At 53.9% G+C, this 14,939-nt stretch carries 17 protein-coding genes; 16 read left to right on the forward strand and 1 reads right to left on the reverse strand.

Features of this window, described 5'->3' with window-relative positions; translation table 11 throughout:
* Window positions 1-236: 236 nt before the first annotated feature.
* Complete coding sequence (gene rluC, locus M2433_RS09030) at window positions 237-1,184, forward strand: 23S rRNA pseudouridine(955/2504/2580) synthase RluC (RefSeq protein ID WP_059311031.1); 948 nt, start codon at window positions 237-239, stop codon at window positions 1,182-1,184.
* An 87-nt stretch (window positions 1,185-1,271) separates the two neighbouring features.
* Here the strand turns inward: rluC and M2433_RS09035 are convergent, their stop codons facing one another.
* Window positions 1,272-1,856: a Maf family protein gene (locus M2433_RS09035; protein ID WP_429056951.1), complete on the reverse strand. Its 585-nt coding sequence runs from the start codon at window positions 1,854-1,856 to the stop codon at window positions 1,272-1,274.
* Window positions 1,857-1,996: 140 nt separating this feature from the next.
* On the opposite strand from M2433_RS09035, the gene yceD reads away from it, so the two are divergent.
* From yceD to hinT, 15 genes are all read left to right on the forward strand, one after another.
* A complete protein-coding gene (yceD, locus tag M2433_RS09040) occupies window positions 1,997-2,518 on the forward strand; it encodes a 23S rRNA accumulation protein YceD (RefSeq protein ID WP_014883375.1) in 522 nt (173 codons plus the stop codon).
* Window positions 2,519-2,534: 16 nt separating this feature from the next.
* Window positions 2,535-2,708, forward strand: a complete 174-nt coding sequence (gene rpmF / locus M2433_RS09045) for a 50S ribosomal protein L32 (RefSeq protein WP_003857964.1) — start codon at window positions 2,535-2,537, stop codon at window positions 2,706-2,708.
* 80 nt (window positions 2,709-2,788) lie between these two features.
* On the forward strand, window positions 2,789-3,823 hold the full coding sequence (plsX, locus tag M2433_RS09050; protein ID WP_063955808.1) for a phosphate acyltransferase PlsX: 1,035 nt from the start codon (window positions 2,789-2,791) through the stop codon (window positions 3,821-3,823).
* A gap of 6 nt (window positions 3,824-3,829) precedes the next feature.
* The gene (locus tag M2433_RS09055) at window positions 3,830-4,783 is read left to right on the forward strand and encodes a beta-ketoacyl-ACP synthase III (RefSeq protein ID WP_047348994.1); all 954 of its coding nucleotides are present in this window, start codon (window positions 3,830-3,832) and stop codon (window positions 4,781-4,783) included.
* A gap of 15 nt (window positions 4,784-4,798) precedes the next feature.
* Window positions 4,799-5,728: an ACP S-malonyltransferase gene (fabD, locus tag M2433_RS09060; protein WP_429056956.1), complete on the forward strand. Its 930-nt coding sequence runs from the start codon at window positions 4,799-4,801 to the stop codon at window positions 5,726-5,728.
* A gap of 12 nt (window positions 5,729-5,740) precedes the next feature.
* A complete protein-coding gene (fabG, locus tag M2433_RS09065; RefSeq protein ID WP_010429699.1) occupies window positions 5,741-6,475 on the forward strand; it encodes a 3-oxoacyl-ACP reductase FabG in 735 nt (244 codons plus the stop codon).
* Window positions 6,476-6,629: 154 nt separating this feature from the next.
* Window positions 6,630-6,866, forward strand: a complete 237-nt coding sequence (gene acpP, locus M2433_RS09070; protein WP_003857954.1) for an acyl carrier protein — start codon at window positions 6,630-6,632, stop codon at window positions 6,864-6,866.
* A 91-nt stretch (window positions 6,867-6,957) separates the two neighbouring features.
* Entirely contained in the window at window positions 6,958-8,199 is a 1,242-nt protein-coding gene (gene fabF / locus M2433_RS09075; RefSeq protein ID WP_429056959.1) for a beta-ketoacyl-ACP synthase II, read from the forward strand.
* 120 nt (window positions 8,200-8,319) lie between these two features.
* The gene (gene pabC / locus M2433_RS09080; RefSeq protein ID WP_429056962.1) at window positions 8,320-9,129 is read left to right on the forward strand and encodes an aminodeoxychorismate lyase; all 810 of its coding nucleotides are present in this window, start codon (window positions 8,320-8,322) and stop codon (window positions 9,127-9,129) included.
* A 2-nt stretch (window positions 9,130-9,131) separates the two neighbouring features.
* A complete protein-coding gene (gene yceG, locus M2433_RS09085; protein ID WP_429056965.1) occupies window positions 9,132-10,154 on the forward strand; it encodes a cell division protein YceG in 1,023 nt (340 codons plus the stop codon).
* Window positions 10,144-10,785 carry a dTMP kinase gene (gene tmk, locus M2433_RS09090; RefSeq protein ID WP_429056968.1) on the forward strand — a complete coding sequence of 214 codons (642 nt, stop codon included), beginning with the start codon at window positions 10,144-10,146 and terminating at the stop codon, window positions 10,783-10,785. Before yceG ends, tmk begins: the two co-directional genes overlap by 11 nt.
* Window positions 10,782-11,786, forward strand: coding sequence for a DNA polymerase III subunit delta' (holB, locus tag M2433_RS09095; RefSeq protein ID WP_429056970.1), 1,005 nt, complete (start codon window positions 10,782-10,784; stop codon window positions 11,784-11,786). The genes tmk and holB overlap by 4 nt, the downstream gene beginning before the upstream one ends.
* 10 nt (window positions 11,787-11,796) lie before the next feature.
* Window positions 11,797-12,591 (forward strand): metal-dependent hydrolase, encoded by a 795-nt coding sequence (locus tag M2433_RS09100; RefSeq protein WP_429056973.1) that lies wholly within the window; start codon window positions 11,797-11,799, stop codon window positions 12,589-12,591.
* Between the two features lie 297 nt (window positions 12,592-12,888).
* Complete coding sequence (gene ptsG, locus M2433_RS09105) at window positions 12,889-14,322, forward strand: PTS glucose transporter subunit IIBC (protein ID WP_429056975.1); 1,434 nt, start codon at window positions 12,889-12,891, stop codon at window positions 14,320-14,322.
* 257 nt (window positions 14,323-14,579) lie between these two features.
* A complete protein-coding gene (gene hinT / locus M2433_RS09110; protein WP_006809243.1) occupies window positions 14,580-14,939 on the forward strand; it encodes a purine nucleoside phosphoramidase in 360 nt (119 codons plus the stop codon).

Here is a 14,939-nt window from a genome sequence, read left to right on the forward strand (position 1 = left end):
TTAACCTGGATTTAACACGGAAAACAGCCTCATTATTCCACTGCTCGCCGGGTTATAGCAAGATGACTTTTACCAATTATCACCCGGTTACTCACAGTTTCTTCACTTCAAGGTGGTGATTGGTTTAATAACCACCAAATCGATTGCGCGAAACGGGGGACAGGCCGGATAAAAGTAAATATAAGCATAGAAAAATGAGTGGCGCTAATGGCTGACGATATTTAGAATCGCCAACCATGAAAACAGAGACTCCAGCCGTAAAAATGGTTGCTATCGCGGATGACTACGCGGGGCAACGCATCGATAACTTCTTGCGCACCCAACTGAAGGGTGTGCCAAAGAGCATGATTTACCGGATCTTGCGTAAGGGCGAGGTGCGGGTGAACAAAAAACGCGTCAAGCCTGAGTACAAACTCGAAGCCGGTGACGAAGTACGTATTCCGCCGGTGCGGGTGGCTGAACGTGAAGAAGAAGTGGTTTCCCCTAAGCTGCAAAAAGTGGCCGCGCTGAGTGACGTCATCCTTTATGAGGATGACTATATCCTTGTTCTGAATAAGCCGTCAGGTACAGCCGTACACGGCGGCAGCGGTCTGAGCTTTGGCGTGATTGAAGGGCTGCGCGCGCTGCGCCCGGAAGCCCGCTTCCTGGAGCTGGTGCACCGTCTGGACCGTGACACCTCTGGCGTGCTGCTGGTGGCGAAAAAGCGTTCTGCACTGCGTTCTTTGCACGAGCAGCTTCGCGAAAAAGGGATGCAGAAGGATTATCTGGCGCTGGTTCGCGGCCAGTGGCAGTCTCACGTCAAGGTGGTGCAGGCGCCGCTGTTGAAAAATATTCTGCAGAGCGGCGAGCGCATTGTGCGCGTCAATCAGGAAGGGAAACCGTCCGAAACGCGCTTCAAAGTTGAAGAGCGGTATGAATTTGCCACGCTGGTGCGCTGTAGTCCTGTCACCGGCCGTACCCACCAGATCCGCGTGCATACGCAGTTTGCAGGGCATCCTATCGCGTTTGATGACCGATATGGCGACAGGGAATTCGATAAGCAGCTGGCGGGCACCGGGCTGTCGCGTCTCTTCCTGCATGCGGCAGCGCTGAAGTTCACCCATCCTAATACGGGTGAAATCATCCGTATTGAAGCGCCGCTCGACGAGCAGTTGAAACGGTGTCTTAAAGTTCTGCGCGGCTAAGGGAAAAGTAAAACGGCAACGAAGTTGCCGTTTTTAATGTTTGCACCCTCTCCCGGTGGGTGAGGGCATCAGGCCGCAACGGTCAAGTCACATCGTCAACGGATTACACGCTTCTCGCCTTAACATCTGGCACAGCGCAATCAGCGGCAGTCCCACCAGCGTGTTCGGGTCTCGCCCGTCCAGCTTGTCAAACAGCGCGATCCCCAATCCTTCACTTTTAAAGCTCCCCGCGCAGTTCAGCGGACGCTCACGGCGCACGTAATCCACAATCTCTTGCTCATTAAGATGGCGGAAGTGGACGTCGAAGGGCTCGCATTCCGTTTGCAGGTGGCCAGAAGCGGAGTTATAGAGCGCCAGACCCGTATAAAAGGTGACGATACTGCCTCGGGCACGCAAAAGCTGCTGGCAGGCATTCTCTTCCGTATGGGGTTTGCCGGTGATTTCTCCATCCAGTACACAAACCTGATCGGAGCCTATAATCAAATGCGAAGGGTAGCGTGCGGCCAGCGATTGAGCTTTCTCTTTAGCAAGACGCGTCACCAGATGACGCGGTGACTCGCCCGGTTGTGGCGTCTCATCAACCTCTGGCGCGGCACATTCAAACGGGATCCCGAGCTTTTCCAGCAGCATTCGGCGGTAGGGTGACGTGGAGGCGAGAACGAGATTTGGCATATTTTTATCACCAGATATAGCGTATCGATGCCAGCCATTTTAAACTACAGGCCGCAATGTGTGCGAATAATTGGCAAAAGGCAGCTCAGGTTGCCTTTTTCTTTGACTCTATGACGTTACAAAGTTAATATGCGCGCCCTATGCAAAAGGTAAAATTACCCCTGACTCTTGATCCGGTTCGTACGGCTCAAAAACGCCTCGATTACGAAGGTATCTATACTTCCGATCAGGCTGAGCGTATTGCCGAATCCGTAGTCAGTGTGGACAGTGATGTAGAATGCTCCATGTCGTTCGCTATCGACAACCAGCGTCTCGCCGTTTTAACCGGTGATGCAAAGGTGACGGTAACGCTCGAGTGTCAGCGTTGCGGGAAACCGTTTGTACAGCATGTTCACACAACGTATTGTTTTAGTCCGGTTCGTTCTGACGAACAGGCTGAAGCACTCCCGGAAGCGTATGAGCCGATTGAGGTTAACGAATTCGGTGAAATCGATCTTCTGGCTCTGGTTGAAGATGAAATCATCCTCACCTTGCCAGTCGTTCCGGTGCATGATTCTGAACACTGTGAAGTGTCCGAGGCGGACATGGTCTTTGGGGAACTGCCTGATGAAGCGCAAAAACCAAACCCATTTGCCGTATTAGCCAGCTTAAAGCGTAAGTAATTGAGGAGTAAGGTCCATGGCCGTACAACAGAATAAACCAACCCGTTCCAAACGTGGCATGCGTCGTTCCCATGACGCGCTGACTGCAGTTACCAGCCTGTCTGTAGACAAGACTTCTGGTGAGAAACACCTGCGTCACCACATCACCGCTGACGGTTTCTACCGCGGCCGCAAGGTTATCACTAAGTAATCACGCGTCAGCGTGATTAGGCTTAGTGAGGATTTCCCCGTGCAAACGGGGAATTTACCGAACCAGGCTGCGACGATACCTTGACACGTCTAACCCTGGCGTTAGATGTCATGGGGGGAGATTTTGGCCCTTCCGTGACAGTGCCTGCAGCATTGCAGGCACTGAATTCTAATTCGCAACTCACTCTTCTATTAGTCGGCAATCCCGACACAATCACGCCATTACTTGCAAAAGCTGACTTTGAACAACGTTCACGTCTGCAGATTATTCCTGCGCAGTCAGTTATTGCCAGTGATGCCCGACCCTCGCAGGCTATTCGTAATAGCCGCGGCAGTTCTATGCGAATAGCGCTGGAGTTGGTGAAAGAAGGGCGTGCTCAGGCCTGCGTCAGTGCGGGAAATACCGGCGCGCTGATGGGGCTGTCGAAATTGTTGCTCAAGCCGATTGACGGTATTGAGCGCCCGGCGCTGGTGACGGTGTTACCGCACCAACAAAAGGGTAAGACGGTGGTGCTCGATTTGGGCGCTAACGTCGACTGTGATAGTACAATGCTGGCTCAGTTTGCCGTGATGGGATCGGTGCTGGCGGAAGAAGTGGTCGGGATCAACAATCCCCGTGTTGCGTTACTCAACATTGGTGAAGAAGAGACCAAAGGCCTGGACAGCATTCGCGAAGCCGCTGAATTGCTCAAACAGGTTCCCTCCATCAACTATATTGGTTATCTCGAAGCCAATGAGTTGTTGACGGGTAAAACGGATGTTCTGGTGTGCGATGGCTTCACCGGAAACGTAACGTTGAAGACCATGGAAGGGGTGGTGCGCATGTTTCTTTCTCTGCTGAAATCGCAGGGAGAAGGCAAAAAAAGCGCCTGGTGGCTGATTTTATTAAAGCGTTGGTTACAAAAAAGCCTGACGCGGCGATTCAGTCACCTCAACCCCGACCAGTATAATGGCGCCTGTCTGTTAGGATTGCGCGGCATCGTGATTAAGAGTCATGGTGCTGCCAATCAGCGAGCATTTGCTGTCGCGATTGAACAGGCAGTGCAGGCGGTGCAGCGACAAGTCCCTCAGCGGATTGCCGCTCGCCTGGAATCTGTATTAGCTAAAAGTGACTGAGCGTACATGTATACGAAGATTATAGGTACCGGCAGCTACCTGCCAAAACAAGTGCGTACCAACGCCGATCTGGAAAAAATGGTAGATACGTCTGACGAGTGGATTGTCACGCGCACAGGTATCCGTGAACGTCGTATTGCCGCGCCAGACGAAACCGTGTCGACCATGGGTTACGAAGCCGCACTCCGTGCTATCGACATGGCGGGCATTGATAAAGAACAGATTGGTTTGATCGTGGTCGCCACGACCTCTGCCACGCACGCTTTCCCCAGCGCGGCGTGCCAGGTGCAAAACATGCTCGGCATTAAGGGCTGTCCGGCGTTTGACGTCGCTGCCGCGTGTGCAGGTTTCACCTATGCACTGAGCGTTGCCGATCAGTATGTTAAGTCCGGTGCCGTCAAATATGCGCTGGTGATCGGTGCTGACGTGCTGGCGCGTACCTGCGATCCGACCGATCGCGGAACGATCATTATTTTTGGTGATGGTGCGGGTGCAGTGCTGCTGGGGCAGTCTGAAGAGCCGGGTATCATCTCTACGCATCTGCATGCCGATGGAAGCTACGGTGAGCTGCTGACGCTGCCTAACGCCGATCGCGTTAACCCTGATAATTCCATTTACCTGACCATGGCAGGTAATGAGGTGTTCAAGGTGGCGGTGACTGAGCTTGCGCACATTGTCGATGAGACGCTGGAAGCCAATAACCTTGAACGCACCGCACTCGACTGGCTGGTGCCGCATCAGGCGAACCTGCGTATCATCAGCGCGACCGCTAAAAAGCTGGGCATGTCGATGGATAACGTTGTGGTGACGTTGGATCGCCACGGCAACACCTCTGCGGCGTCAGTACCGTGCGCATTTGATGAAGCGGTACGCGACGGGCGAATCAAACGGGGCCAGCTGGTCTTGCTTGAAGCCTTCGGTGGCGGGTTCACCTGGGGTTCCGCGCTGGTTCGTTTCTAGGATAAGGAATAAAAAATGACGCAATTTGCTTTTGTGTTCCCGGGGCAGGGCTCTCAAACCGTTGGGATGTTGTCTGAAATGGCAGCCCACTATCCGGTCATTGAAGAGACTTTCCGTGAAGCTTCTGATGCACTGGGTTATGATCTGTGGGCGTTGACCCAGCAGGGGCCGGCCGAAGAACTGAACAAAACCTGGCAAACCCAGCCAGCGCTGCTGACCGCATCTGTTGCGCTCTGGCGTGTCTGGCAGCAGCAGGGTGGTAAAGCCCCAGCGCTGCTCGCGGGCCATAGCCTGGGTGAATATTCTGCGCTGGTCTGTGCCGGTGTCATCGCGTTTGCTGACGCGGTACGTCTGGTCGAACTGCGCGGCAAATTCATGCAGGAAGCGGTGCCGGAAGGAACGGGCGGCATGTCTGCGATCATCGGTCTGGATGATGCCGCGATTGCAAAAGCGTGTGAAGAATCCGCTGAAGGTCAGGTTGTTTCTCCGGTGAACTTTAACTCGCCGGGCCAGGTGGTTATCGCCGGGCATAAAGAAGCGGTTGAACGTGCCGGTGCTGCCTGTAAAGCGGCGGGTGCTAAACGTGCGTTGCCACTGCCTGTTAGCGTGCCGTCTCACTGTGCGCTGATGAAGCCTGCTGCCGAGAAACTGGCGGTTGAGCTGGAAAAAATTACGTTTAACGCACCGACGATTTCCGTTGTGAACAATGTCGATGTGAAATGCGAAACCACGCCGGAAGCTATCCGCGAGGCGCTGGTCCGCCAACTCTACAGCCCGGTACAGTGGACCAAAACCGTTGAGTTTATGGCAGCGCAGGGCGTTGAGCATCTGTATGAAGTCGGCCCAGGGAAAGTCCTCACCGGTCTGACAAAACGTATTGTTGACACCCTGACAGCCTCGGCGATTAACGAGCCGGAAGCGATGTCAGCGGCACTCTCGCAATAAAAGAGGAATACCATGAGTTTTGAAGGAAAAATTGCCCTGGTGACTGGCGCAAGCCGCGGTATCGGGCGTGCAATTGCTGAAACACTGGTTGCGCGCGGCGCGAAGGTGATTGGTACAGCAACCAGCGAGAATGGCGCTCAGGCCATCAGCGAATATCTGGGTGCAAACGGTAAAGGTCTGGTACTGAATGTGACCGAACCTGCATCTATCGAATCTGTTCTGGAAAATATTCGCGCAGAGTTTGGTGAAGTGGATATTCTGGTAAACAATGCCGGGATCACTCGCGATAACCTGTTAATGCGAATGAAAGACGACGAGTGGAACGATATCATCGAAACCAACCTGTCATCTGTATTCCGTCTGTCAAAAGCGGTAATGCGCGCTATGATGAAAAAGCGTCATGGTCGTATTATCACTGTCGGTTCTGTGGTTGGTACCATGGGAAATGCTGGTCAGGCTAACTACGCTGCGGCGAAAGCAGGTCTGATTGGTTTCAGTAAGTCGCTGGCGCGTGAAGTCGCGTCCCGCGGTATTACTGTAAACGTTGTTGCTCCGGGCTTTATTGAAACGGACATGACGCGTGCGCTGACTGATGATCAGCGTGCGGGTACGCTGGCAGCTGTTCCTGCGGGCCGCTTAGGCGACCCGAAAGAAATTGCCAGTGCGGTTGCATTTTTAGCCTCTGACGAAGCGGGTTACATCACTGGTGAGACCCTCCACGTCAACGGCGGGATGTATATGGTTTAACCACGATGAAAAATATTTGCGTTATTAGGGCGAATGGCCTCAAAATAACGTAAAATCGTGGTACGAACTGCCGGGATTTAGTTGCAAATTTTTCAACATTTTATACACTACGAAAACCATCGCGAAAGCGAGTTTTGATAGGAAATTTAAGAGTATGAGCACTATCGAAGAACGCGTTAAGAAAATTATCGGCGAACAGCTGGGCGTTAAGCAGGAAGAAGTTGTGAACTCCGCTTCCTTCGTTGAAGACCTGGGCGCAGATTCTCTTGACACCGTTGAGCTGGTAATGGCTCTGGAAGAAGAGTTTGATACTGAGATTCCGGACGAAGAAGCTGAGAAGATCACCACCGTTCAGGCTGCCATTGATTACATCAACGGTCACCAGGCGTAAGTGAACATCTCCAGGCGGTCATTCGACCGCCTGAGTTTTATCTTTTTTAGTCCCACGAATCTCTTTTTTTATCCCTCCCTGGAGGACAAACGTGTCTAAGCGTCGTGTAGTTGTGACCGGACTTGGCATGTTGTCTCCTGTCGGCAATACCGTAGAGTCCACCTGGAAAGCTCTCCTTGCCGGTCAGAGCGGCATCAGCCTAATCGACCATTTCGATACTAGCGCCTATGCAACGAAATTTGCTGGCTTAGTAAAGGATTTTAACTGTGAAGAGATCATCTCGCGCAAAGAGCAGCGCAAGATGGATGCCTTCATTCAATATGGAATTGTCGCTGGCGTTCAGGCCATGCAGGATTCTGGCCTTGAGATTACGGAAGAGAACGCAACCCGTATCGGCGCCGCTATCGGCTCCGGGATTGGCGGTCTTGGCCTGATCGAGGAAAACCATACATCACTGATGAATGGCGGCCCGCGTAAGATCAGCCCGTTCTTCGTTCCGTCCACGATTGTTAATATGGTGGCAGGTCACCTGACCATCATGTTCGGCCTGCGTGGGCCAAGCATTTCTATCGCGACCGCTTGTACGTCTGGCGTGCATAACATCGGCCAGGCCGCGCGCATTATTGCGTACGGCGATGCAGATGCTATGGTGGCGGGCGGTGCAGAAAAAGCCAGTACCCCTCTGGGTGTCGGTGGTTTCGGCGCGGCGCGTGCGCTTTCTACCCGCAACGATAATCCTCAGGCGGCAAGCCGTCCGTGGGATAAAGACCGTGATGGCTTCGTGCTGGGCGACGGTGCGGGTATGATTGTGCTGGAAGAGTACGAACACGCGAAAAAACGTGGTGCGAAAATTTATGCTGAAGTCGTTGGCTTTGGTATGAGCAGCGATGCTTACCACATGACGTCTCCTCCGGAGAACGGCGCGGGTGCTGCACTGGCGATGGCAAACGCAATCCGTGATGCGGGTATTACCCCAGCTCAGATTGGCTACGTTAACGCGCACGGTACTTCTACACCAGCTGGCGATAAAGCAGAAGCTCAGGCGGTTAAGTCTATCTTCGGCGAGTCTGCCAGCCGCGTAATGGTAAGCTCCACGAAATCCATGACCGGTCACCTGCTGGGTGCGGCGGGTGCAGTAGAGTCTATCTACTCTATCCTTGCGCTGCGCGATCAGGCTGTTCCGCCAACCATCAACCTGGATAACCCGGATGAAGGTTGCGATCTGGACTTCGTTCCTCACGAAGCGCGCCAGGTTAGCGGTATGGAGTACACCCTGTGTAACTCCTTTGGCTTCGGCGGCACGAATGGTTCTCTGATCTTCAAAAAGATCTGATCCTGAAGTCCCGATAGCACTTAAGAAAGGTCCGCTTGCCGGACCTTTTTTATTACGTCTACTCTTCTTGTTGGCTGCAGGACATCCTGCCAGACCAAACGCCTACGCATAGGAGCCACCATGTTTTTAATCAATGGCCTTGAGCAGGACGCGCTGCCTGCCAGCGACAGGGCGATACAGTTCGGCGATGGGTGCTTTACGACCGCGCGCATTCTGGACGGCAACGTCTGCCTGCTGGAGGCGCATATTCGACGCCTGCAGCATGGCTGTGAAACGCTAATGATCCCATTTACGCACTGGGATACATTGCGTCAGGAAATGTGCAGGCTGGCATCCGGGAAGCAGAGCGGCGTACTCAAAGTCATCATCAGCCGCGGCAGCGGCGGGCGGGGTTACAGCGCCGCATCGTGTCTTAGCCCAACGCGTATTCTCTCCGTGTCTGCCTATCCTGCGCACTACTCTCGCTGGCGAGAAGAGGGTATCACGCTGACGCTGAGCCCGATGCGTCTGGGACGAAACCCCATGCTGGCCGGCATTAAGCATCTCAATCGCCTGGAGCAGGTGCTCATTCGTACTCATCTTGAACAGACGGACGCCGATGAGGCGCTGGTTCTTGACAGCGAAGGGTTCATTACGGAATGCTGTGCGGCTAATTTACTCTGGCGGCAGGGGAGAGAGGTGTTCACTCCGTCGCTGGAAAAGGCTGGCGTTAACGGGATAATGCGTCAGTTTTGTCTGGAGCAGCTGGCACGCTCTGGCTTTCGCGTTGTCGAAGTAAGCGCAGGCGAAGCGGCGTTACAGACCGCAGATGAAGTCGTCATCTGTAACGCGCTGATGCCTGTTGTACCCGTGCGTGCGTATGGCCAACAACACTGGTCTTCGCGCGAGCTGTTTCAGTTTTTAGCCCCGATATGTGAGCAAACCAGATAGTCATGAAAAAAATGTTGCGCTTTGTCCTTATCCTCATCGTTGCGCTGGGTGTCGCTGGCGGAGCTGGCGTATGGAAAGTTCGCCAGCTGGCGAACAGTAAGATCCTGATTAAAGACGAGACGATTTTTACCCTGAAAGCGGGAACCGGCCGCCAGGCGCTTGGGGAACAGCTCTATGGCGATAAGATTATCAATCGTCCCCGGGTATTCCAGTGGCTATTGCGCGTGGAACCTGAACTGTCCCATTTCAAAGCCGGGACCTATCGCTTTACGCCGGGAATGACCGTCAGAGAGATGCTGCAGTTGCTGGAAAGCGGCAAAGAAGCGCAGTTCCCTCTGCGGTTTGTGGAAGGGATGCGCCTGAGCGATTACCTCAAACAGCTGCGTGACGCGCCGTATATCAAACACACGTTAAAAGACGATCGCTATCAGACGGTGGCCGAGGTGCTGAAGCTTGAACATCCGGACTGGGTAGAAGGCTGGTTCTGGCCAGATACCTGGATGTACACGGCAGGGACAACCGATGTGGCGATTCTGAAGCGGGCGCACAAAAAAATGGTCGCCGCAGTGGATTCCGCCTGGGAAGGGCGAATGGAAGGACTGCCTTACAGCGATCGGAACCAGTTTGTGACGATGGCCTCAATCATTGAGAAAGAGACGGCCGTCGCTGCTGAGCGCGATCGCGTGGCGTCGGTATTTATCAACCGACTGCGCATCGGCATGCGCCTGCAAACCGACCCTACCGTCATCTACGGTATGGGCGAGAGCTATGTCGGTAAGATCTCAAGGAAAGATCTGGAGACGCCAACGGCGTATAATACCTACGTGATTAGCGGTTTACCGCCTGGCCCAATTGCCACGCCGAGCGAGGCTTCGCTCAAAGCCGCCGCGCATCCGGCTAAAACACCGTATCTCTATTTTGTGGCTGATGGAAAAGGGGGACACACCTTTAACACCAACCTTGCCAGCCATAATCGCTCTGTTCAGGACTATCTGAAGGCACTTAAGGAAAAAAATGCGCAGTAAATACATTGTCATTGAGGGACTCGAAGGGGCGGGTAAAACCACCGCCCGCAACGTGGTGGTGGATACGCTCAACGCGCTTGGCGTGGCGGATATGGTATTTACCCGCGAGCCGGGCGGCACACAGCTGGCCGAAAAGCTGCGTAGCCTGGTGCTGGATATTAAATCCGTTGGCGACGAAGTTATCACTGACAAAGCCGAAGTGCTGATGTTCTATGCGGCGCGCGTACAGCTTGTAGAGACGGTGATCAAGCCCGCTCTGGCCGACGGCAAATGGGTTATCGGCGACCGTCACGATCTGTCTACTCAGGCGTATCAGGGCGGGGGACGCGGCATTGACCAGACGATGCTGGCAACGCTGCGCAATGCCGTATTAGGTGATTTTCGCCCCGATTTGACCCTCTATCTGGATGTTACCCCGGAAGTGGGGCTCAGACGTGCCCGCGCGCGCGGCGAACTGGACCGCATTGAACAAGAGTCCTTTGATTTCTTTAACCGCACCCGTGCGCGCTATCTTGAACTGGCCGCACAGGACAGCTCTATTCGCACCATCGATGCGACGAAATCTCTGGACGACGTCACGCGCGACATTCAGCAGACCGTTACGCAGTGGGTACAGGAGCAACAGGCATGAAATGGTATCCATGGCTGCGTCCGCACTTTGAACAGCTGATCGGCAGCTATCAGGCGGGGCGGGTGCATCATGCGTTACTGATTCAGGCATTGCCAGGGATGGGTGAGGATGCGTTGATTTATGCCATCACCCGTTTTCTGATGTGTCAGCAGCCCGAAGGGCACAAAAGCTGCGGCAAATGCCGCGGCTGCCAGCTGATGCAGGCGGGCACACATCCTGACTACTACACGCTTGAGCCTGAGAAGGGTAAAAGCGCGCTCGGTATTGATGCCGTTCGTGAAGTCAGTGAAAAATTGTACGAACACGCGCGCCTGGGCGGCGCTAAAGTGGTCTGGCTCAAAGACGCCACGCTGCTTACCGAGGCGGCGGCTAACGCTCTGCTTAAGACTCTGGAAGAGCCGCCGGAAAGAACGTGGTTTTTCCTCTCCTGCCGCGATCCGGGACGATTACTGGCAACGTTGCGTAGCCGCTGTCGTCTTCATCACCTTGCGGTGCCTCAGGAATCGTGGGCGCTGAGCTGGCTTGAACGAGAAGTGACGACGTCACCTGAAAGTGCGTTGTCCGCATTGCGTCTGAGCAGCGGTGCACCCGCGGCGGCACTGGCATTACTGCAACCTGACGTCTGGTCACAGCGAGAAACGCTCTGCCGGGCCGTCGAATCTTCACTCAATAGCCAGGACTGGCTAAGTTTACTGCCTGCACTGAACGGCGATCGGGCCGATGAGCGTCTGCACTGGCTGGCCTCCTTACTGTTGGATGCGCTCAAACTCCAGCAAGGAGCAACGCTGCTGACTAACCCGGACGTATGGCCACTGGTAAATACGCTGGCGAACCGCCTCTCAGGCGTGATTCTTCACGCGATGCTTCATGACGTTTGCCAGAGTCGTGAACAGCTTTTAACCGTGACGGGTCTTAATCGCGAGCTTTTACTGACCGACCAGTTACTGCGTATTGAACACTACCTGCAACCAGGCGTTACGCCGCCTGTTTCCCATCTCTGAGAGAGACATTATGTTTTTAGTCGACTCACACTGCCATCTTGATGGCCTGGATTATCAATCTCTGCATAAAAACGTGGATGACGTGCTGGCGAAAGCCGCTGCCCGCGATGTGAAATTCTGCCTTGCGGTGGCGACGACGCTGCCGGGCTATCGCACCATGCGCGAGCTGGTGGGCGTTCGCGATAACGTGGTGTTCTCCTGCGGCGTGCACCCGTTGAATCAGGACGAGGCGTACGATGTCGAGGAGCTGCGCCGACTGGCAGCGGAAGAGGGCGTGGTGGCGATGGGGGAGACTGGGCTTGACTATTTTTACACGCCGGAAACCAAACCGCGCCAGCAGGCCTCCTTCCGCCATCATATCCGCATTGGCCGCGAACTTAACAAGCCGGTCATTGTTCATACCCGCGATGCACGTGCCGATACGCTGGCAATCCTGCGGGAAGAAAATGTGACGGATTGCGGTGGCGTACTACACTGTTTCACAGAAGACAGAGAAACGGCGGGTAAACTGCTTGATTTAGGGTTTTATATTTCGTTTTCTGGGATCGTGACGTTCCGTAACGCAGAGCAGCTTCGCGACGCTGCGCGCTATGTTCCGCTCGATCGCATCCTGGTGGAAACAGACTCTCCTTATCTGGCACCGGTACCCCATCGCGGTAAAGAGAACCAGCCGGCCATGACGAGAGACGTTGCGGAGTACATGGCCGTGCTTAAAGGTGTCAGTATCGAAGAACTGGCCCGCGTCACGACGGAAAACTTCTCTACGCTGTTCCATATCGACCCCGCCCGCCTGCAATCTGTTTGATACACCTGTTTTTTTTAGGCTCGTAATTAATAAGTAAAACGAGTAAAGTTCACCGCCTCATTTGGGGCGGTGAGGGTGTTTTTAGACACATCCAGACATGCTTTTTGAAAATAACTGAAAGTTTTTCGACCGCCTTAAGCTGAAACGTGATAGCCGTCAAACAAACTCAGAGGGAATTATTTTACTCTGTGTAATAAATAAAGGGCGCTTAGATGTCCTGTCCACGGCACGGTACTCCCCCCGGGCCAATGCGTGAAAGCGTAAAAAAAGCACAAATACTCAGGAGCACTCTCAATTATGTTTAAGAATGCATTTGCTAACCTGCAAAAGGTCGGTAAATCGCTGATGCTGCCAGTATCCGTACTGCCTATCGCAGGTATCCTGCTGGGTGTCGGTTCTGCTAACTTCAGCTGGCTGCCAGCCGTAGTTTCACACGTGATGGCCGAAGCAGGCGGTTCAGTCTTTGCTAACATGCCACTGATCTTCGCGATCGGTGTGGCTCTGGGCTTCACTAACAACGACGGCGTTTCTGCGCTGGCTGCAGTGGTTGCTTACGGCATCATGGTGAAAACCATGGCTGTGGTTGCGCCGCTGGTTCTGCATTTACCTGCAGAAGAGATCGCTGCGAAACACCTGGCGGACACCGGCGTGCTGGGCGGTATCATCTCCGGTGCGATTGCAGCGTACATGTTTAACCGCTTCTATCGCATCAAGCTGCCTGAGTATCTGGGCTTCTTTGCGGGCAAGCGTTTCGTTCCGATCATCTCTGGTCTGGCAGCGATTTTCACTGGCGTGATCCTGTCCTTCATCTGGCCACCGATCGGTTCCGCTATCCAGACTTTCTCCCAGTGGGCTGCTTACCAGAACCCGGTTGTGGCGTTTGGTATCTACGGCTTCATTGAGCGTTGCCTGGTACCATTTGGTCTGCACCACATCTGGAACGTTCCATTCCAGATGCAGATTGGTGAATTCACCAACGCAGCAGGTCAGGTGTTCCACGGTGATATCCCACGTTACATGGCAGGCGACCCAACTGCAGGTAAACTGTCTGGTGGCTTCCTGTTCAAAATGTACGGTCTGCCAGCCGCGGCGATTGCTATCTGGCACTCTGCTAAGCCAGAGAACCGTGCAAAAGTGGGCGGTATCATGATCTCCGCAGCGTTGACCTCGTTCCTGACCGGTATCACCGAGCCGATCGAGTTCTCCTTCATGTTCGTTGCGCCGATCCTGTACATTATTCACGCGGTTCTGGCGGGCCTGGCGTTCCCTATCTGTATCCTGCTGGGTATGCGTGACGGTACGTCCTTCTCTCACGGTCTGATCGACTTCATCGTTCTGTCCGGTAACAGCAGCAAGCTGTGGCTGTTCCCAATCGTTGGTGCGTGCTATGCGGTTGTGTACTACACCATCTTCCGCGTGCTGATTAAAGCACTGGACCTGAAAACCCCAGGTCGTGAAGATGCGACAGAAGACAGCAAAGCAGGCGCAACCAGCGAAATGGCGCCGGCACTGGTCGCAGCGTTCGGTGGTAAAGAGAACATCACTAACCTGGACGCGTGCATCACTCGTCTGCGTGTGAGCGTTGCCGATGTAGCGAAAGTAGACCAGCCGGGTCTGAAAAAACTGGGCGCAGCCGGTGTTGTTGTTGCAGGTTCGGGTGTACAGGCAATCTTCGGTACTAAATCCGATAACCTGAAAACCGAAATGGATGAGTACATCCGCAGCAACTAAGTTGTGACCTGGGGAGACTAAGGCAGCCGAATGGCTGCCTTTTTTATTGGTGCGGTTTTATGTCTTAAAAAGCATCACCAGAACGCAGGAGCGGTCACTCTTCATCCAGCTGATAAACATTCAGGAAAGAAATCGGGGGAGGAGGTTGAAAGGACAGGAGAAACTCGCTCATACTCTTGAATTGTGTCACGCACTCATCCAGAGAGTGTGTCAACAGCGGACGCATCGCACCAGTCTAAACAAAAAAGGAAAAGGTCATGGCTGAAGAAACGATTTTCAGTAAAATTATCCGTCGCGAAATCCCTTCGGATATCGTCTATCAGGATGAACTGGTGACGGCTTTCCGGGACATTTCCCCTCAGGCCCCGACGCACATCCTGATCATTCCTAATATTCTGATTCCTACCGTAAACGACGTAAAAACCGAGCACGAAGTGGCGTTAGGTCGTATGCTGACGGTGGCCGCGAAAATTGCTGAGCAGGAAGGCATTGCGGAAGACGGCTACCGTCTGATCATGAACTGCAACCGTCATGGCGGGCAGGAAGTTTATCACATTCACATGCATCTGCTGGGCGGGCGTCCTCTGGGGCCGATGCTGGCACACAAAGGTCTTTAA

This window comes from Enterobacter sp. AC1, from assembly GCF_050434705.1.
Taxonomy (GTDB): domain Bacteria; phylum Pseudomonadota; class Gammaproteobacteria; order Enterobacterales; family Enterobacteriaceae; genus Enterobacter; species Enterobacter cloacae_L.